The 18,261-nt window shown below is 70.8% G+C and carries 16 protein-coding genes and 1 riboswitch; of the genes, 10 read left to right on the forward strand and 6 right to left on the reverse strand.

All coding sequences use genetic code 11. The annotated features are described in order from the left end of the window. The first annotated feature begins 212 nt into the window (after nt 1-212). Complete coding sequence (locus AB0H56_RS21410) at nt 213-1,550, forward strand: TerD family protein (RefSeq protein WP_357165923.1); 1,338 nt, start codon at nt 213-215, stop codon at nt 1,548-1,550. Here the strand turns inward: AB0H56_RS21410 and AB0H56_RS21415 are convergent. After that, nucleotides 1,520-2,503, reverse strand: coding sequence for a LysR family transcriptional regulator (locus tag AB0H56_RS21415; RefSeq protein WP_357165926.1), 984 nt, complete (start codon nt 2,501-2,503; stop codon nt 1,520-1,522). The two genes, AB0H56_RS21410 and AB0H56_RS21415, sit on opposite strands and share 31 nt — an antisense overlap. A 96-nt stretch (nt 2,504-2,599) precedes the next feature. Here AB0H56_RS21415 and AB0H56_RS21420 point away from each other — a divergent pair, with 96 nt between their 5' ends. The 9 genes from AB0H56_RS21420 (at nt 2,600) to AB0H56_RS21460 (ending at nt 12,217) form a co-directional block, all read left to right on the forward strand. Next, nucleotides 2,600-4,000 (forward strand): MFS transporter, encoded by a 1,401-nt coding sequence (locus AB0H56_RS21420; RefSeq protein ID WP_357165929.1) that lies wholly within the window; start codon nt 2,600-2,602, stop codon nt 3,998-4,000. Further along, nucleotides 3,997-4,743: a 3-hydroxybutyrate dehydrogenase gene (locus tag AB0H56_RS21425; RefSeq protein WP_357165932.1), complete on the forward strand. Its 747-nt coding sequence runs from the start codon at nt 3,997-3,999 to the stop codon at nt 4,741-4,743. The genes AB0H56_RS21420 and AB0H56_RS21425 overlap by 4 nt, the downstream gene beginning before the upstream one ends. Then, complete coding sequence (locus AB0H56_RS21430; RefSeq protein WP_357165935.1) at nt 4,740-6,686, forward strand: acetoacetate--CoA ligase; 1,947 nt, start codon at nt 4,740-4,742, stop codon at nt 6,684-6,686. Before AB0H56_RS21425 ends, AB0H56_RS21430 begins: the two co-directional genes overlap by 4 nt. A 21-nt stretch (nt 6,687-6,707) precedes the next feature. Further along, nucleotides 6,708-6,923, forward strand: a riboswitch (cobalamin riboswitch). Nucleotides 6,924-6,951: 28 nt separating this feature from the next. After that, on the forward strand, nt 6,952-7,989 hold the full coding sequence (locus AB0H56_RS21435; protein ID WP_357165938.1) for an ABC transporter substrate-binding protein: 1,038 nt from the start codon (nt 6,952-6,954) through the stop codon (nt 7,987-7,989). Further along, nucleotides 7,986-8,984, forward strand: coding sequence for an iron chelate uptake ABC transporter family permease subunit (locus tag AB0H56_RS21440; protein ID WP_357165941.1), 999 nt, complete (start codon nt 7,986-7,988; stop codon nt 8,982-8,984). The genes AB0H56_RS21435 and AB0H56_RS21440 overlap by 4 nt, the downstream gene beginning before the upstream one ends. Further along, a complete protein-coding gene (locus AB0H56_RS21445; protein ID WP_357165945.1) occupies nt 8,981-10,048 on the forward strand; it encodes an iron chelate uptake ABC transporter family permease subunit in 1,068 nt (355 codons plus the stop codon). The genes AB0H56_RS21440 and AB0H56_RS21445 overlap by 4 nt, the downstream gene beginning before the upstream one ends. Then, nucleotides 10,045-10,833, forward strand: coding sequence for an ABC transporter ATP-binding protein (locus tag AB0H56_RS21450; protein ID WP_357165948.1), 789 nt, complete (start codon nt 10,045-10,047; stop codon nt 10,831-10,833). The genes AB0H56_RS21445 and AB0H56_RS21450 overlap by 4 nt, the downstream gene beginning before the upstream one ends. Beyond that, a complete protein-coding gene (locus AB0H56_RS21455; RefSeq protein ID WP_357165951.1) occupies nt 10,830-11,453 on the forward strand; it encodes a (2Fe-2S) ferredoxin domain-containing protein in 624 nt (207 codons plus the stop codon). The genes AB0H56_RS21450 and AB0H56_RS21455 overlap by 4 nt, the downstream gene beginning before the upstream one ends. A 221-nt stretch (nt 11,454-11,674) precedes the next feature. Then, the gene (locus tag AB0H56_RS21460) at nt 11,675-12,217 is read left to right on the forward strand and encodes an MOSC domain-containing protein (RefSeq protein ID WP_357165954.1); all 543 of its coding nucleotides are present in this window, start codon (nt 11,675-11,677) and stop codon (nt 12,215-12,217) included. Nucleotides 12,218-12,263: 46 nt separating this feature from the next. Here the strand turns inward: AB0H56_RS21460 and AB0H56_RS21465 are convergent, their stop codons facing one another. From AB0H56_RS21465 to cysD, 5 genes are read right to left on the reverse strand one after another with little or no spacing between them, the layout of a single operon-like run. Then, nucleotides 12,264-13,394, reverse strand: a complete 1,131-nt coding sequence (locus AB0H56_RS21465; RefSeq protein ID WP_357165957.1) for a sulfotransferase — start codon at nt 13,392-13,394, stop codon at nt 12,264-12,266. 11 nt (nt 13,395-13,405) lie between these two features. Beyond that, on the reverse strand, nt 13,406-14,191 hold the full coding sequence (locus AB0H56_RS21470; protein ID WP_357165960.1) for an SDR family oxidoreductase: 786 nt from the start codon (nt 14,189-14,191) through the stop codon (nt 13,406-13,408). Next, nucleotides 14,188-15,405, reverse strand: a complete 1,218-nt coding sequence (locus tag AB0H56_RS21475) for a hypothetical protein (protein WP_357165963.1) — start codon at nt 15,403-15,405, stop codon at nt 14,188-14,190. Before AB0H56_RS21475 ends, AB0H56_RS21470 begins: the two co-directional genes overlap by 4 nt. Next, a complete protein-coding gene (gene cysC, locus AB0H56_RS21480; RefSeq protein WP_357165966.1) occupies nt 15,402-17,255 on the reverse strand; it encodes an adenylyl-sulfate kinase in 1,854 nt (617 codons plus the stop codon). Before cysC ends, AB0H56_RS21475 begins: the two co-directional genes overlap by 4 nt. Beyond that, the gene (gene cysD, locus AB0H56_RS21485) at nt 17,255-18,160 is read right to left on the reverse strand and encodes a sulfate adenylyltransferase subunit CysD (protein ID WP_357165969.1); all 906 of its coding nucleotides are present in this window, start codon (nt 18,158-18,160) and stop codon (nt 17,255-17,257) included. The genes cysC and cysD overlap by 1 nt, the downstream gene beginning before the upstream one ends. Nucleotides 18,161-18,261 lie beyond the last annotated feature (101 nt).

An 18,261-nucleotide genomic window follows, 5' to 3' on the forward strand; every position in this document is an offset into this window, starting at 1 on the left:
GAGCCAACGGCGTCTCCATCCACGCTATCGGGTCGGACAGCCGAGCCGGCCGGCATCAGGGGGTCGGCTGTCCGCCGGGCACGGCGAACCGCGCACTCTTCGTCGGCACGGGGCGCGATGCTCGTGCACGGGGCCGACAGATGACGCACGATGGGTGTGCGGTCGTTCTGATGGCGGCCGGTGGGGACCCGGCGATCGGTGGAGGTAGCGGCATGACGAGCGGCGCGACGGCGATCGAGGTCGCCAAGGGATCAAAGACCGATCTGGTCGACGGCCGCTACACGGTGCGCCTCGATCTGGAGGGCCCGGCGGGAGCGGTGGATGTCTCCGCCGTGCTGGTGACCGCCGACGGAACGGTGCGCTCGGACGCCGACTTCGTCTTCTTCAACAATCCGTCCGCGCCGGGTGTCCGGCTGGAATCGGACGCGGTCGTCTCGGTCGATCTCGCGGCCGTGCCCGCCGACATCCACCGGGTCGTGATCGCCGGCAGCACCGAGGCGCAGGGGCTGCGATTCGGCGAGGTCACCGGCTTGCGGGTCGCGGTCGCCGGGGGCGGGCAGACGCTGAGTTTCGTTCCGCCCGGGCTGGATTCGGAGACCGTCCTGCAGGCGGTCGCTCTGTACCGGCGGGGCGCGGGCTGGCGGCTCGACGCGATCGGCCAGGGCTACAGCGCCGGGCTGGCGGCCTTCGCCACCGAGCACGGGATCGAGGTGGACAGCGACCCGGCCGAGGAGGAATCGCCGGAACCGGCCCCGGCCACCTCCGCTGCCCCGATTCCCGCCGCACCGCCCGCCCCGGCGGCGCCCACGATCGAGCTGCGCAAGGTCGACGTCGTCCTCACGAAGGACTCACCGAACCAGCGCGCCAGCATCGACCTGCGCAAAGGCGATCCGGGCTACGTCCTCACCGTCGGTCTCGAATGGGACGGTCGCGGCGCGAAATACGACAGCGCCGGGCGCGTCACCCAGTTCGGAAAGGGCGATCTGGACGTGTACTTCTTCTGCCGCAACGAGATCACCGGCGACTACGTGGTGATCAGCGGCGAGAAGGGCCACCAGGGCGACCTCGCGGTCTGGCCGTTCATCCACCACCAGGGCGACAGCCGCGGTCCCGGCGCGAACAACCGGCCCGCCACCGAACAGGTGATCGTGCGCCCGGTGGAGAACGGCGATCTGCTGCTCAATGTCTACCAGTCGGTCGACAACGGCGCGGGCGCGATCGACACCTTCGGCAGGCCCCGCGTCCTGGTCCGCTACGGCAGGCCCGGCCCCGACGGCCTGCCCGGTGCCGACGCCGACCAGATCACCGTCGTCATCGGCAACGGCAAGAATTCGTTCTGGGCCACCGTCGCCCACATCGACGTCAGGGACGGCATCCTCACCGTCGACGGCACCACCCGCTACAGCCGGGCCTTCAGCGAACGCATGCCCGTCCTCGACACCGCGGGCACCTGGGTGCGCTCGGCGAAGAAGGGCCCGGTCGGCCGGAGCAAGAGCAGCCACGGCCTCGGGCTGAGCCACTACGCAGGCCGCTGCCCCGATCCGCGCTGAGCGCCGAGGAGTTCGGTGCGCCGCTCGGCGACCGTGGCGCGCAGGGCTTCGACCACGGCGGCCACCTCGGGGCGGCGCAGGGTCTCCGCGCGGGTGACGAGCCAGTAGGTGAGCTGGACGCGGACCCGGTCACCGAGCACACGCACGAGGTCGTCGTGCCGGTCGGCCATGAAGCACGGCAGCAGACCGATGCCCGCGGCCGCGCGGGTGGCCTCGACGTGCACGAAAACATTGGTGGACGAGACGGATTGGCGCATGGCGGGGGCGAAGCTGGTGGCCAGATCCAGATCGTCGACCTGCAGGATCGACTCGATGAAGTAGACGAGCGGATAGTGGCGTAGGTCGTCGATGCCCGCCGGGGTGCCGTGCTCGGCGAGGTAGCCGCGGGCGGCGTAGAGACCGAGGCTGTAGTCGCCGAGGCGGATCGCCTCGGCGCGATGGACCTGCGGCTTGCCGACGACCACCTCGAGGTCGAGCCCGCTGCGCTGGGTCGAGGCCCGCCGGGTGGTCGCGATGATCTCCACCTGCACGCGGGGATGTCGTCGCTGCACACGCGCGGCGGCGGGCGCGGCGAGATAGGCGCTGAACCCGTCGGTGGCCGAAAGGCGCACCACGCCTTCGAGTTCCCGCTCGCCGCCGGGGGCGCCCAGCGAGCGCACGGCGGCCTCGATGGTCTCGGCGGCCGCCAGCGCCGAGCGCCCCAGGTCGGTGAGTTCCCAGCCGCCGGTGACGCGCGTGAGCACCCGCCCGCCGACGGCGCGCTCGAGCGCCGCGATTCGCCGCGAGATCGTGGTGTGGTTGATCCCCAGCTCCTCCGCCGCGGTGACATAGCGGCCCGATCGGCCCACGGCGAGCAGAACCAGCAGGTCATCGGCGCTGGGCCGGCGTCCGGCGTCCGGCGAGGTAGCGCTCATTTCTGCATCTTCGCAGATACGCGGTGCGAACTTGGCCATTGCGACCGAATTCGATCTGCACGAATACTCTTCCCATTGCTAGTGGGCCACATCACATTCTCCGCGTGTAGTGGCCTCGATCACCAAGGAGCAGTGATGAGCGTCCGCAATGCGACCGAGCGGCCCGGCGACGATCCCGGCGGGGCACCGAGTGGCCTGCGCCGGGTGGTGGCCGCCTCGATGGCAGGCACCGTCGTCGAATGGTACGAATTCTTCCTCTACGGCACCGCGGCGACGCTGGTGTTCAGCAAGGTGTTCTTCGCCAAGGGCACCAGCGATCTCGACGCCATCCTGGCGGCTTTCGTCACCTACGCGGTCGGCTTCGCGGCCCGCCCGCTCGGCGGCATCGTCTTCGGCTACTTCGGCGACCGGTACGGCCGCAAGAAGCTGCTCCAGCTGAGTCTGGTGCTGGTGGGCGGCGCGACCTTCCTGATGGGCTGTCTGCCCACCTTCGCCCAGATCGGCTACTGGGCGCCCGCCATGCTCGTGACCCTGCGCTTCATCCAGGGCTTCGCGATCGGCGGTGAATGGGGCGGCGCCGTCCTGCTGGTCGCCGAGCACAGCCCGAGCCGCAGCCGCGCGTTCTGGGCGAGCTGGCCGCAGGCGGGAGTGCCCGCGGGCAACCTGCTCGCCACGGTCGTGCTGCTGGTGCTCACCTCCACGCTGTCCGACGCGGCGTTCCTGAGCTGGGGCTGGCGCGTGGCGTTCTGGCTGTCGGCGGTGGTGGTGCTGGTCGGGTACTACGTGCGCACCAAGGTGACCGACGCGCCGATCTTCGTCGAGGCCCAGAAGCACATGGAACAGGCCAAGGCGAGCTCGTTCAGCGTCTTCGAGGTGCTGCGTCGCTACCCGCGCGGCGTGTTCACCGCGATGGGGCTGCGCTTCGGCGAGAACATCATGTACTACCTGGTGGTCACCTTCTCCATCACCTATCTGAAGGTGCACGTGGAGGCGAACACCACCACGATCCTGTGGTGGCTGCTGGCCGCGCACGCCGTGCACATGGGGGTGATCCCGCTGGCCGGGCGCCTCGGTGACCGGTTCGGCAGGCGCCCGGTGTACCTGGCGGGTGCCTTGGCGGCCGCCACCTGGGGCTTCTTCGCGTTCCCGATGATGGACACCGCCAACAGCGCGCTGATCCTGGCGGCGATCATCGTCGGCCTGGTCTTCCACGGCCTGATGTACGCCGGTCAGCCCGCGATCATGGCGGAGATGTTCCCGACCCGCATGCGGTATTCCGGTGTGTCCCTGGGCTATCAGGTCACCTCGATCGTGGCGGGCTCGCTCGCGCCGATCATCGCGGTCAAGCTGCTCGACTCCTACGGTTCCTCGGTCCCGATCGCGGTGTACCTGGCGGTCGCGGCGGCCGTCACCGCGGTCGCGGTGCTCTGCGCCAAGGAGACCAAGGGCATCGACCTCGAGTCCCTCGACGCCGCCGACGCCGCGGAGTCGGCGACCGCGGACGCACCCGCGACGGCCAAGGTCGTGACCGCATGACCGACCTGATCGGACGCACGGCGCTGGTCACCGGCGCGGCCGGCGGGATCGGCGCCGCGTGCGCCCGCGAGCTGGCCGCGCGCGGCGCGGAGGTGACCGTCGCCGACATCGACGAGATCGGCGCGAAATCCGTCGCCGCCGAGATCGGCGGCCACGCGTGGGCGGTCGATCTGCTCGACGTCGACGCGCTCGCCGAACGCACACTGGCGGTGGACATTCTGGTGAACAACGCCGGTGTGCAGTCGGTGAGCCCGATCGAGCAGTTCTCCCCGGAACAGTTCCGGCGCATGCAGACCCTGATGGTGGAGGCGCCGTTCCTGCTGATCCGCGCCGCCCTTCCGCACATGTACGCCCGCGGATTCGGCCGGATCGTGAACGTCTCGTCGGTCCACGGCCTGCGCGCGTCGGCCTACAAGGTGGCCTATGTGACGGCCAAGCACGCGCTGGAAGGGCTGTCGAAGGTGACGGCGCTCGAGGGCGGCCTGCACGGGGTCACCAGCAACTGCGTGAACCCCGGCTACGTGCGAACACCGCTGGTGGACAAGCAGATCGCCGACCAGGCGGCGGCCCACGGCATCCCCGAACGGGACGTGGTCGAGAAGGTGCTGCTCACCGAGAGCGCGATCAAACGGCTGATCGAGCCCGCGGAGGTCGCCGCGCTGGTCGGCTGGCTGGCGGGCGACCAGGCGGGCATGGTCACCGGAACCTCGTACGTCATGGACGGGGGGTGGAGCGCCCGATGACCGGCGAGACCGCGACGCCGCAGTGGGTGCCGGCCACCGAGGACATCGCGCGGGCGCGCATCACCGACTTCGCGCGGTTCGTCGCCGAGCGGCACGCGGTCACGCTGCCGGACTACCGCGCCCTGTGGCAATGGTCCGTCGACGACGTGGCCGGGTTCTGGGGCGCGGTCTGGGACTGGTTCGGGCTGGGGGAGCGGCCACCGGTGGTCCTCGCCCGCCGCGAGATGCCGGGGGCGTCCTGGTTTCCCGGCGCACGGCTCAATTACGTTGAGCGCGTGCTCGCGCAGGCCCGCACCGACCGGCCCGCGATCGTGTCGGTCGAGGAGGACGGCGCGGTCACCGAGCTGTCCTGGGCCGAGATGCTCGGCCGGGCAGCCGGATTCGCGCGGACCCTGCGCGCGGCGGGGGTCGGGCCGGGCGATCGGGTCGTCGGCTACCTGCCGAACATCGCCGAGGCCGTGATCGCCTTCCTGGCGACCGCGAGCCTGGGCGCGATCTGGAGCGCCTGCGGCCAGGACTACACGGCCGCGGCCGCGCTGGACCGGCTGGGCCAGCTCGACCCGGTGGTCCTGGTGACCGCCGACGGCTATCGGTTCGGCGGCAAACGGCACTCCCGTCGCGCCGAGATCGAGGCGCTGCGGGCCGCGCTGCCGGGCTTGCGCGCCACCGTGGTGGTCTCCCGGCTCGGCGAAGTGGTGGCGGACGCGCTCGACTGGGCGCAGGCGAGCGAGCCGGCATCGGAGCCGCTCGTGCCGGAGCGGGTCGACTTCGATCACCCGCTGTGGGTGCTGTACTCGTCGGGGACCACCGGGCTGCCGAAGGGCATCGTGCACGGGCACGGCGGCGTCCTGCTGGAACACCTCAAAGCGCTCGCGCTGCAGACCGACCTCGGCCGGGACGACACCTTCTTCTGGTACACCAGCCCGAGCTGGATGATGTGGAACTTCCAGGTCGCCGGGCTGCTGGTGGGCGCGACCATCGTCTGCTATCCGGGCAGCCCGGCGGCGCCGGCCCCGGATGCGCTGTGGGACATCGCCGCCCGCGTGCGGGTGACGGTTCTCGGCACCAGCCCTGGCTATGTCCAGGCCTGCATGAAGGCCGGCGCGGTGCCGGGCCGCGACCACGACCTGTCGGCGCTGCGCCTGATCGGGGTCACCGGCTCGGCGTTCCCCGCGGCGTCCTCGCTGTGGTTGCGCGACAGCGTCGGCGCGCACATCCCGGTGGCCTCGATCAGTGGCGGCACCGATGTGGTGTCGGCCTTCGCGGGCGGCGCGCCGACGGTGCCCGTCTGGCCAGGGGAGCTGTCCGCGCCGTACCTCGGTGTCGCGCTCGCGGCCTGGGACGACGCGGGCGCACCGGTCCGGAACGCGGTCGGGGAACTCGTCGTCACCGCGCCGATGCCGTCCATGCCGGTCGGCTTCTGGCGCGATCACGACGGATCCCGGTATCGCGCGGCCTATTTCGCGGACCACCCGGGCGTGTGGCGCCACGGTGACTGGATCACCGTCACCGAACGCGGCAGCGTCGTCGTGCACGGCCGCTCGGACTCCACCCTCAACCGGCACGGCATCCGGATGGGCAGCGCCGACATCTATCAGGCCGTCGACCCGCTGCCGGAGATCACCGACTCCCTCGTGGTCGGCGCCGAACAGCCCGACGGCGGCTACTGGATGCCGTTGTTCGTCGTCCTGGCGCCCGGCGTCGCACTGACCGACGCGTTGCGCGCACGCCTGTGCGACACGATCCGGACCCGCACCTCGCCGCGCCACGTGCCCGACGAGATCATCGCGGCGCCGGGAATTCCCCGCACCCGTACCGGGAAGAAACTCGAGGTCCCGATCAAGAAGCTGCTCCAGGGCGCCGATCCCGGCAGCGTCGTCGACCCGAGCGCCGTCGACGACCCGGACCTGCTGTCCTGGTACGCCGGCTTCGCGCGGCGGTGAGCCGGATCGGGGCGGGCGCGCACCGCCGCCGCCGATCTTGGTACAGTCCGGCCAGCCGTGGTGTTCGGGAAATCGGTGCGAAACCGGTGCGGCCCTCGCCACTGTGATCGGGAGCGACGGATCGTTCCGGACGACAGACCGTCGTCCGGAGCCACTGGGGCACATGTGCCCTGGGAAGGTGGATCCGCCGCGTCAATCCCGTCAGCCAGGAGACCGGCCACGGCCACGTAGTACCCATTCCACGAGGACCTGGAAGGCCGGCACCTTGACTCCGTCTGTTTTCGCGCGCCTACGCGGCGTCGCGCTGATCGCCTGCGCGATCGTCATCACCGGGTGCGCGGCGCCACCCGTTCCGGAAGCGAACGGCGCCGACGCCGTCACCCGCGCCAACTGCGGGCTGGAGGTGAGCGTCCCGGAACCACCCCGGCGGATCTACGCCGCCTATCAGCCCGCCATCGAGATCGCGCACGCGCTCGGCGTCACCGACCGGCTCGTCGGCACGGCGTTCCTCGACGCCGCGGTGCTGCCGGAATACCGGGAGGCGCAGGCGAAGTCGGCCTATGCCGAGAAGCTGCCGAGCCGCGACGAACTGCTCGCGGAGAACCCGGACTTCGTGCTGTCCGGGTTCAACGGGGTGTTCGCGAAGTCGGCCCAGCAGAGCGTCGGCACCCGAGCGGGCTTGGGGGAGCTTGGCATTCGGACGTGGGTGCTGAGCCCGCTGTGCCCGAGCGCCGACGGCCTGGCCGACGAGGCGATCGACCCGAAGACCGTGCGCTTCGAGAACGTCTACGCCGACCTGCGCGACCTCGGCGCCCTCTGGGGCGTGGCCGACCGCGCCGACGCCGTGGTCGCCCAGCTCGGTGCGCGGATCGACACGGTGCGCGCGAAGACCGGCACCGCGCCACGGCCCAGGGTCGCGGTGGTCACACCCAAGGACGACGGGTCCTACCAGGTGGCAGGCGGCCTCGACTTCATCACCCAGATCATCGAGGCGGCAGGCGGGACCAACGCCTTCGCCGACCTGACCGCGCGCCGCAACGTGGCCATCGGCGCCGAGGAACTCATCGCCCGCGATCCCGACATCATCCTGACCAGCCAGTGCTGCAAGGCGACCTACACCCGCGACGACGCGCGACCCCAGGTCGACAAGCTGGTCGGGAACCCGGCCTTCGCGAACCTGACCGCCGTGCGGTCGGGCGCGGTGCACCCGTTCCTGTTCGCCGACCGGGCCGCAGGCGTCCGGATCGCGCACGCGACCGAACTGGTCGCCGCGCTGATCCATCCCGAGCTGTTCGGACGGTGACGCCCGCCGTTCGCGGCACCGGCCTGCTCGTGGCCGGTGCCGCGCTGGCCGTCGCCTGTGCCGCCTCAATCCTGATCGGCGCCCACGCCCTGTCCCCGGACCAGGCGATCGCGGCGTTCACCGATTTCACCGGCTCCGACACCGACCGGATCGTGCGCTACATCCGGCTGCCGCGCACCGTCGCCGGTGTCCTCGCCGGGCTGGCGTTCGCGCTGGCGGGCGCGATCATGCAGGGACTGACCCGCAATCCGCTGGCCGGTCCGGGACTGCTCGGCATCAACGCGGGCGCCGCGCTGGCGATCGTGCTGGCCATGGGTGGGCTCGGGGTGGCCTCGGCGTCGGGCTATGTCTGGTTCGCCTTCCTCGGCGCCGCGGTCGCCGCGTTGTTCGTGTACACGCTGGGCTCCCTGGGTTTCGGCGGTGCGACACCGGTGAAGCTGGCATTGGCCGGCGCGGCGTTCGCCGCGCTGTGCGGCGCGATCACCACCGCCGTCACGCTGCTGGACCGCACGACCTTCGAGAACTTCCGCTTCTGGGTGGTCGGCTCGCTGGCACGTGCCGACGCCGAATCCGTCTGGGGCGTAGCCCCGTTCATCGTGCTCGGCGCGGTGCTGGCCGGTTCGGTGGCGCGGTCGCTGAACGCGATCGCCATGGGCGACGACATGGCGCGCACGCTCGGAACGCGGCTGGTCGCGGTGCGCGCCGTCGGCGCGCTGAGCGTCGTCCTGCTCGCGGGCGGCGCGGTGGCGATCGCAGGCCCCCTCGCGTTCCTCGGCCTGGTCGTTCCGCATCTCGCGCGCTTCTGTGCGGGCCAGGACTACCGGTGGTTGGTGGTGTGGTCGGCGGTGCTCGGGCCGACCCTGCTGCTGCTGGCCGACATCCTGGGCCGCGTGGTCGCCCGGCCGATGGAGATCCAGGTCGGCATCGTCACCGCGTTCGCGGGTGCGCCGTTCTTCCTCTACCTGGTGCGCACCAGGCGGGTGGCGACGCTGTGACCGGTACCGAACCTCGGGTGCTGCCCGACGGCACCCTCCTGATCCGCTCGCCGGGTCGCCGTGTCGTGCTCCGGGTGCAGCGGCGATCACTGCTGCTGACGGTGCTGCTCGCCGCGACCGCGGTGGCCGTGGCGGGCTACTCGCTCACCGTCGGCCACTATCCGGTCTCCACCGGTGACGTGCTGCGCGTGCTCGGCGGCGGTGGCACCCGCATCGAGTACGACGTGATCGTCGCCGACCGGCTGCCCCGGGCTCTCACCGGGTTGGGCGTGGGCGCCGCGTTCGCGCTCGCCGGCGCGATCCTGCAGCGGATCGCGACCAATCCGCTGGTGAGCCCGGAGATCATCGGCATCAATGCCGGCGCCTCCCTCGGCGCGCTGGTGGTGAGTGTGCTGCTGGGCGGCGCGGGCCTGGCGCTCGTCGGCGGCGCGATGGCCGGAGCCGCCGTGGCCATGGCCCTGATCGTCGTGGTGGCGAGCAAGGACGGTCTCGACGGGTACCGCCTCGTTCTCGTCGGCATCGGGGTCACGGCGATGCTCACCGCGGCCACCTCCTACGTGCTGACCACGGCGAATGTCTACCAGGCGCACGCGGCCGCGCTGTGGCTCACCGGCAGCCTCGCCAACCGGGACTGGACGCATGTGGGGTTCGCCGTCGCCGCGCTGGTCGTCGTCGTGCCCGCGCTGCTGGTCCTCGCTCGCTCCCTGCCGCTGCTCGAGCTGGGCGACGAACTTGCCAATTCCCTGGCGGGACGCCGCGGTCCGCACCGCACCACCCTGGTCGCCCTCGCCGCGGTGGCCGCCGCCCTGGCCACGGCGGCGGCCGGACCCATCGCGTTCATCGCGCTGGTCGCCCCGCAGATCGTGCGTCGGCTGCTCGCCGAACGCGGCGCGGGACTGGTCCCCGCCGCCACCACGGGCGCTCTGCTGGTGGTCACCGCCGACCTGGCCGCGCGGCGCCTGTTCCCCGCCGAGCTGCCCGTCGGCGTGGTCACCGCCCTGCTGGGCGCCCCCGTTCTGCTGTATCTCCTCGCCCGCGCAACCCGGATCGGACACGCTGGATGACCGCCCATCTCACCACCGCGAACCTCGCCCTCGCCTACGGCGACACCACGATCGTCACCGACGCCACCGTCGACTTCCCCGCCGGCGCGCTCACCGTCATCGTCGGCCGCAACGGCTGCGGCAAGTCGACACTGCTGCGCGGGCTGGCCCGGTTGATCCCGCCGAGCGCCGGGACGATCCTGCTCGACGGCGCCGACCTCACGACCAGCCCCGCGCGGACGGTGGCGCGGCGCCTCGGGATGCTGCCGCAGCAGCCCGTGGCGCCCGACGGCATCACCGTCGGCGAACTCGTCGGTCGCGGCCGTCACCCGCATCAACGCTGGTTCCGGCAGTGGTCGGCCGCCGACGAGACCGCGGTCCGTACCGCCCTGACGCTGACCGACACGCTCGACCTCGTCGACCGCACCGTCGACCAGCTCTCCGGCGGGCAGAAGCAGCGGGTCTGGCTCGCCCTGGCGATCGCGCAGGAACCGGAGGTGATGCTGCTGGACGAACCGACCACCTTCCTCGACCTGGCGCATCAGCTCGACATCCTCGATGTACTGCGGAACCTGTTGCCGCGCACCATCATCGCCGTGCTGCACGACCTGAATCTGGCGGCGCGCTACGCCGACCACCTGGTCGCGGTGAAGGACGGCCGGGTCGTCGCCCAGGGCCCGCCCGCCGAGATAGTGCGCCCCGACCTGGTCGCCGACGTCTTCGGCGTCACCTGCGCCGTGATCGAGGACCCGATGACCGGCACACCCCTGGTCGTCCCGGCCGCCCGCTCGGTGCGTGCCGCATGACCCGCCGCCACGTCCTCGTCGCCCGTCCCACGCCTTCGGGCGTCGACGTAGCCGCCGTCGCGGCGCTCGCCGAGGCCTGCGGCATCGGCTATGCCCTGCTCGACCAGGGCGAGCCGACGATCCACGACGCCCTCGACGGCGCCGCGGCGGACGACCTCCCGGTCACCCTGATCCCTCTCGCCGTTCCCCGCGACCGCTACCTGGAGACCTGGATCGCCCGCGCCGTCGCCAACTGGCGCGAAACCCGCACCACCGCCCTCGACATCCGCGTCACCGAAAGCCTGGACACCACCGCGGATTTCGCGGACCTGATCCGCGCCCGTCTGGACGAGATCGGCACGCCGGTCACCGCGAGCCCCCGCGCCTTCCGCAGCCCGGCCTGGTCCCACATCCCCGACCACACCCAACACATCCTGGTCTGCCGCGGCCCCCGCTGCACCGTCTACGGCGCCGCCGCCCTCCACCGCACCCTGCGCCGCGACCACCCCGATGCACTCATCACCGCCACCGGCTGCCTGAACCCCTGCAACCTGGGCCCCCTCTACATCACCTATCCCGACGGACGATGGCACACCACCACAACACCTCTCGCCCTCGAGCCCGCCACCACCCCGGAGTGAACACGGTCAGCGGCTCCGCGGATCTCCCGCCGACCACGGGTGCCGAGCTGACACCGGAAGTCCCGAGCGAACAGTTCGCTCGGAACTGCCCCGTCGGGAATCACCGGCGCGGGCGAATCCCAGCATTCTGTCGGCCGGCTACTGACAGGAGCCTGCGGCGGCCGGTCGGCTCGCGGACTACGCTGGGCCGGTACGGGATTCGAGGCAGGGGAAGGCATGCGATGGGCGGCACGGTGGTCGCGGTCAGCAGTAGCGGTGCGCACACGTTCACCAAGGAACGGCGGGACGGGATCCGGTTGCTGGCGGGGCTGGGCGTCGAGGGCGACGCCCACGCGGGCGTGACGGTGAAACACCGGTCCCGGGTCGCGCAGGATCCCACGCAGCCGAACCTGCGCCAGGTGCACCTGATGCAGCGCGAACTGTTCGACGAGCTCGCCGGACACGGCTTCGACGTGGCGCCGGGACAACTCGGCGAGAACATCACGACCGCCGGACTCGACCTGCTGGGGCTCTCGGTCGGGACACTCCTGCGGATCGGCCCGGAGGCCGTGGTCGAGGTGACCGGGCTGCGCAATCCGTGCCTGCAGATCGACATGTTCCGGGCGGGCCTGCTGAGCCGGGTGGCCTACCGCGACGACGAAGGCCAGGTGATCCGCAAGGCCGGGATCATGGGTGTCGTCGTGGCGGGTGGCCCGGTGCGGCCGGACGACGCCATCACCGTCGAGCGGCCCGAGGGTCCGCACCGCCCGCTCGAACGGGTCTAGTCGAGGCACGATCGGCCCGGCCCGGGGCCGGACCGATCGACCACACTCAGGCGAATCGTTCGGCGACCATCTCCTCGGTCAACCCATAGTCCGCCAGCGAATACCGGTGCGTCGGTTTGCGATCGCCCGTCCGGCTCTCGGCGTCGAGGGCAGCGATGGCGGCGCGCGCCCCCTCGCTGAACTCGGCCCCGATGCGGTCGTAGATCCCGGCGACCACGGCGAACGGATCGGCGCGCAGGTCGTCGAACTCGATGTCGAGGAACGTCGCCTCGGGGTGCCGCGCCCGCGCCGCGGTGAACTCCGCGAGACCGCGCGCCCACAGGTCGAGCTGGGTGCGGCCGATGGTCTCGCCGGTGAACACGGTCGACCAGCCGCGGGTCGCGTGCTCGTTGAGGCTGCACACCGACGGGATGATCGTGGCGGGATCGCGGTGGGTCTGGATCACCACCGCGTCCGGGTAGACCGCGAGCAGAGCGTCCAGATTGAACAGATGACTGGGGTTCTTCAGAACCCACCGGCGATCGTCGTTCATCCCGATCAGCTGCAGATTGCGGCGGTGCCGAGCGTAGGCGGGCGTCCAGTCCTGCTGGGCCAGCCACTGCGAATACCCCGGCACGTAGGCCAGGCATTCATACGAGTGCGACGTTCCCGACTGGCGCAGCAGCTGCCAGCACTCCTCCACATCGGCCGCGCTCATGTAGTGCAGCCCCATGAATTCCGGATTCTGCACGTGGTGCTGCCGCAACCCCGCGTCGATCTGCTGATACGCCGGGTTCGCGGCCCAGGATTCCCGCGGCGGACGCGGCTGCGGGAATTCGGTCAACCACATCTCCAGGCCCTGATGACCCGGATCGGCGGCCAGCAGGCGATGCAACGCCGTGGTGCCGGTCCTCGGCAACCCGGTGACGAAAATCGGCCGGGTGACCGGGGTGTCGACATAGCCGGGGTTGGCCGCCCACGCGGCCTCGCTCAGCGCGCGGGCCACGAGGGTGCCGCGCAGGAAGAAGCGCGACATCTTCGAACCGAGCTCGGTGAGCCCGGCCTCCTCGCGATACGAGTCGAGCAGGATCTGCAGCGCCTCGGTGTAGTCGTCGGCCCCGAAATCGGTGAGCCCGGTGAGTTTGGTGGCTGAGGCGTGCAGGTCGGCCACGGTGCCGACATCGGTACGCACGGTCATCGCGAAAGCTCCTAGTTGTGGTATTCGCCGCAGTTGACGTCGAGGGTCTGGCCGGTGATCGCCGAGGACCATGCCGAGGCGAGAAACACCACGGCGCGGGCGATCTCGTCGGGTTCGGGCAACCGCTTCAGGTCCGATTTCGACGCCGTCTGCTCATAGACCTGTTCGACGGTGATGCCGTACTTCTTGGCGACCTCGCCGAAATACCACTTCAACTGATCGGTCCAGATGTAGCCGGGCAGCACGCTGTTGACCCGCACACCCTTGGCGCCGAGTTCGGTGGCCAGGGTCTGCGACATGGCCAGCAGCGCCGCCTTGGTGAGCTTGTAGCTGCCGTAGCGCGGTTCGGAATGGCGCACCACCATCGAATTGATCATCACCACAGCGCCTTTGGCCTCGGCCAGGGCCGGTGTGAACGCCTGCGTCATCCGCAGTCCGCCCAGCACCGTCATGTCCAGACTCGACCGGATGTGGTCGAAATCGGTGCGGTCCAGCGGCTTCATCGACGGCATCGAGAAGGCGTTGTTCACCAGCGCGTCGACCCGGCCGAACGTCTCCAGGGTCTGCGCCACCAGGTTCTCCACGGCCGCCGAGTCGGTGATGTCGGTGGGCACGCACAGTGTCGCGCCCCCGGCGCCCTCGATCTCCGCGGCGACCTCGAGCAGCCGCGATTCGGTGCGTGCCGCGAGCACGACGGTCGCCCCGGCGGCCGCGGCCTCGAGACAGATGGACCGGCCGAGGCCGGGACCGACACCCGACACCACCACGACCTTGCCGTCCAGCAATGCGCCGCTCATCCGAGCATCCTCTCCGCGAAGGCCCGCTGCCGGGCCGCGATCCGTTCGCGCCAGGCGGCGGCGTCGATCCGGTTGTCCTCGATATGGGGAAGGTGTCGCGCGACCTCGCCGATCGGCACCACGGCCACGGTCGGCCCTTCGGCCTCGGTCATCGGCCGGTCGGTGCGCTGCCACCGGAACTGCAGGATTCCGCGGGTGCGGCCGGTGGTCTCGATCCAGTTCGTGATGCCGGGGTCGGCCTTGCTCACCACCATGCGGATCATCCCGTCCGGATCCACCTGGGCCTGCGCGTGATTGAGGCTGGTCTGATGGTTGACGTAGTCGAGCGAGATGTACCAGAGACTGCCCAGCTGGAAACCCTGGTACGGGGCGTCCGATTTCGGCACCGTGATCACCAGTGCCTGGTCGTCGGCCAGGTCGAAATGCCCGACCGAGGAGTACTGGGTGCTGAGCCCGCCCGGGGTCAGCCGCGGCGCGGTGAGCGTGTTCACCGGCAGGTCCAGGTAGAACCACTTCGGGAAGTTGAACCAGGTGTGCACCCGGGTGAGCAGCATCTTCGCCGCGGCGCCGTAGCGTTTGCGCATCCGCGCCAGATCCGGTGCGACCGGCGCCGTGCCGACGGTGTCGACCCGTTCGATCCGGATCGAGCCCTTGCGTTCGGTCCAGTCGCTGTAGACCTCGCGGACCGCGAGCATCGACGCGCCCTCGCCGAGGGCGAAGTAGCCGGGCTCGGGGTCGGGCTTCGGCGGCCCGAACCGGAGCGCGAAGCTGCCGTCCTCGGCGATCGTGATCCGCCGGTCGTCGAAGGCGTCCTCCCCGCCAGGGACGTCGGTCGCGGTGTAATCGCCCTTGAGTACCTGAAAACTGAGGTCGACAGTGCTGCCGCGTACTCCGGTCACGAGATACTCGGCGCCGGGCTCGATGTTCGCGTGGTAGTAGAGGGTGTCCGGATTGTCCAGGCCCATCTTGGCGTAGGGCCCGGTGGAGGAGACGAAGTACGGGTGACTGGTGCCGTGCGCGCCCGAGAGCCGCAGGCAGGCGGCGACACTGGCCGCGAGGTAGTCGTAGCCCTCGGCGAGGTCGGCCTCGTCACGCACGAATTCCGCGCCGGCGATGAGCCTTTCGGCCTGGGCGACCGCGGCGGTGAACGGCGCGGTGAGCGAATCCGGCGGCGCGGTGCTGCCGGCCTCGGTGGCGGTACTGGAGTGGGTCAACGGTCTGCGATTCCTAGCTCTCGGAGGATGTGGGCGGCGATCTCGGCGGGGGAGCCGAGGTCGGGGGTGATGACGAGATCGGGCCGCTCCGGCCGCTCGTACGGCGAGCCGATGCCGGTGAAGCCGGGCAGCTCGCCGGCGCGCGCCTTGGCGTAGAGGCCCTTGGGGTCGCGGCGTTCGCATTCGGTCAGCGGGGTGTCGACGAACACCTCGTGAAACGGCAGCGCGCGCTCGGTGTGCGTGGTGCGGGCGCGATCCCGCTGCGCGGCGAAGGGACTGATCACCGACACGATGGCGATGGCGCCCGAGTCGGCGAACAGCGCGGCCACCTCGGCGACCCGGCGCACGTTCTCGTCCCGGTCGGCGGGGGAGAAGCCGAGTCCCGCGTTGAGGCCGTGGCGCAGATTGTCGCCGTCGAGCAGATACGCGGCGCGTCCCGCCGCGACCAGCTGACGCTCCACCTCCACCGCCACGGTCGACTTCCCCGACCCCGACAGTCCCGTCAGCCAGATCGTGGCGCCGGCATGCGCGCGGTCCTCGCGGGTCACCGCCGAGCGGTGCCACACCACCGACACCTGCTCGCGGTGCGCGCCCGTGTCGCGGCCGGTGATCATGCCCGCGGCGACCGTCTGGTCGGTGACCGGGTCGATGAGGATGAAGCTGCCCGTGCGCCGGTTCTCCCGGTACGGGTCGAACAGCAGCGGCTGCCTGCTGCGCAGCCGCACCCGGGCGATGTCGTTGAGCGACAACGACTCCGCGTCCTCGATGCGGTGCAGCGTGTTGACATCGAGCTGGTAGTCGATGCCGATCACCTCGGCGCCCGAGATCTGCGCCGCGGTCCGGACGAGATACCGTGCCCCGGCCCGCAGGTGCGTGGTCTCGGAGAACCAGCACACCATCGCGTCCAGTTCGGCCCCGATCTGCGGGCGGTTGCCGGGCCGCGCCAGCAGATCGCCACGGCCCACGTCGATCTCGTCGTCGAGGGTGAGCGACACAGCCATCCCGGTGAACGCCTCGTCGACCTTGGTGCCGCCGGGGCCCCAGATCTCGCGGACCCGCGAGGCGTGGCCGGCGGGCAGGACCACCACCTCGTCACCCGGTTTGAAGATGCCGCCCGCGACGGTGCCCGCGTAGCTGCGGTGATCGAGACCCTGCTGGGCCCGGATGACGTACTGGATCGGCAGTCGCGCGTCGATGAGGTTGCGGTCCGAGGCGATGTGCACGTCCTCGAGGTGGCGCAGCAGCGGCGGCCCGGGATACCAGGGCATGTGCGCCGACGGCTCGACCACATTGTCGCCGAGCAGCGCCGAGACCGGCACGAAACTCAGATCGCCGACGGTCAATTTCGCGGCGAAGGCGGCGAATTCGGCGCGGATCTCCTCGAACCGCTCCTGCGACCAGTCGACCAGGTCCATCTTGTTCACGCACACCACCAGGTGCGGCACCCCGAGCAGGGTGGCCAGGAAGGCGTGCCTGCGGGTCTGCTCGCACACTCCGGTGCGCGCGTCGACCAGGATCAGCGCCAGGTCGGCCGTCGAGGCGCCGGTGACCATGTTGCGGGTGTACTGCACGTGGCCGGGGGTGTCGGCGATGACGAACTTGCGCCGCGGCGTCGTCACGTAGCGGTAGGCGACATCGATGGTGATGCCCTGCTCCCGTTCGGCGCGCAGCCCGTCGGTCACCAGGGCGAGATCGGCCGCGGCGCCCCCGCGTTCGGTGCTCACCCGCTCGATGGCGGCGAGCTGGTCGTCGAACAGCGACTTGGAGTCGTAGAGCAGCCTGCCGATGAGCGTCGACTTGCCGTCGTCCACGCTGCCGGCGGTCGCCAGGCGCAACAGATTGCGGCTCATCAGAAGTAGCCCTCTCGCTTGCGGTCTTCCATGCCGGTCTCGGAGATCCGGTCGTCGGCCCTGGTGGCGCCACGTTCGGTGAGCCGGGTGGCCGCGGTCTCGGCGATCACCTTCGCCGCCGTGTCGGCCCCGCTCTCGACGCAACCGGTGCAGGTCGCGTCGCCGACCGTGCGGAAGCGCACGGTGGCCTCGACGGTGGTCTCGCCGGGTTCGGGAGTCAGGAACGGGCCCACCGACAACAACATGCCGTCGCGCTCGACGACGCAGCGCCGGTGCGCGTAGTACAGGGTGGGCAGCTCGACGGCCTCGCGGTCGATGTACTCCCAGATGTCGAGCTCGGTCCAGTTCGACAGCGGGAACACGCGGATGTGCTCGCCCTTCTGGTGCCGTCCGTTGTAGAGGTTCCAGACCTCGGGGCGCTGCGCCCGCGGATCCCATTCGCCGAAGGCGTTGCGGAAACTGAACACCCGCTCCTTGGCCCTGGCCTTCTCCTCGTCGCGGCGGGCGCCGCCGAACACCGCGTCGAACCGGTGCTCGCCGATGGCGCGCAGCAGAGTGGTCGTCTGCAGTGGATTCCGGGTGCCGCCCGGGCGCTCCACCGAGCGGCCCGCGTCGATGTCGTCCTGGACCCGCGCGACCAGCAGCCGGGCGCCGGTGCGGTCGGCGGTCCGGTCACGGAAGTCGATGACCTCCTCGAAATTGTGGCCGGTGTCCACATGGAGCAGGGGAAACGGCAGCGGCGCCGGCCAGAAGGCCCGCCGCGCCAGGTGCAGCAGCACCGCCGAGTCCTTGCCGCCGGAGAACAGCAGCACCGGTCGCTCGAACGTGGCCGCCACCTCCCGGAAGATGTGCACCGATTCGGCCTCCAAGGCCGCCAGGTGCGACAGCTCGTACCCCGTCTGCACTGTTCACCCACTTCGTTGTGTCGCGGCGCCGGGCCGATGATCGACCCGGGCTTGCGTTGTCGAATATTCGACGCTATCGTTCGATATTGTGACGCCGACGA

This window comes from Nocardia sp. NPDC050717, from assembly GCF_040654275.1.
Lineage (GTDB): Bacteria > Actinomycetota > Actinomycetes > Mycobacteriales > Mycobacteriaceae > Nocardia.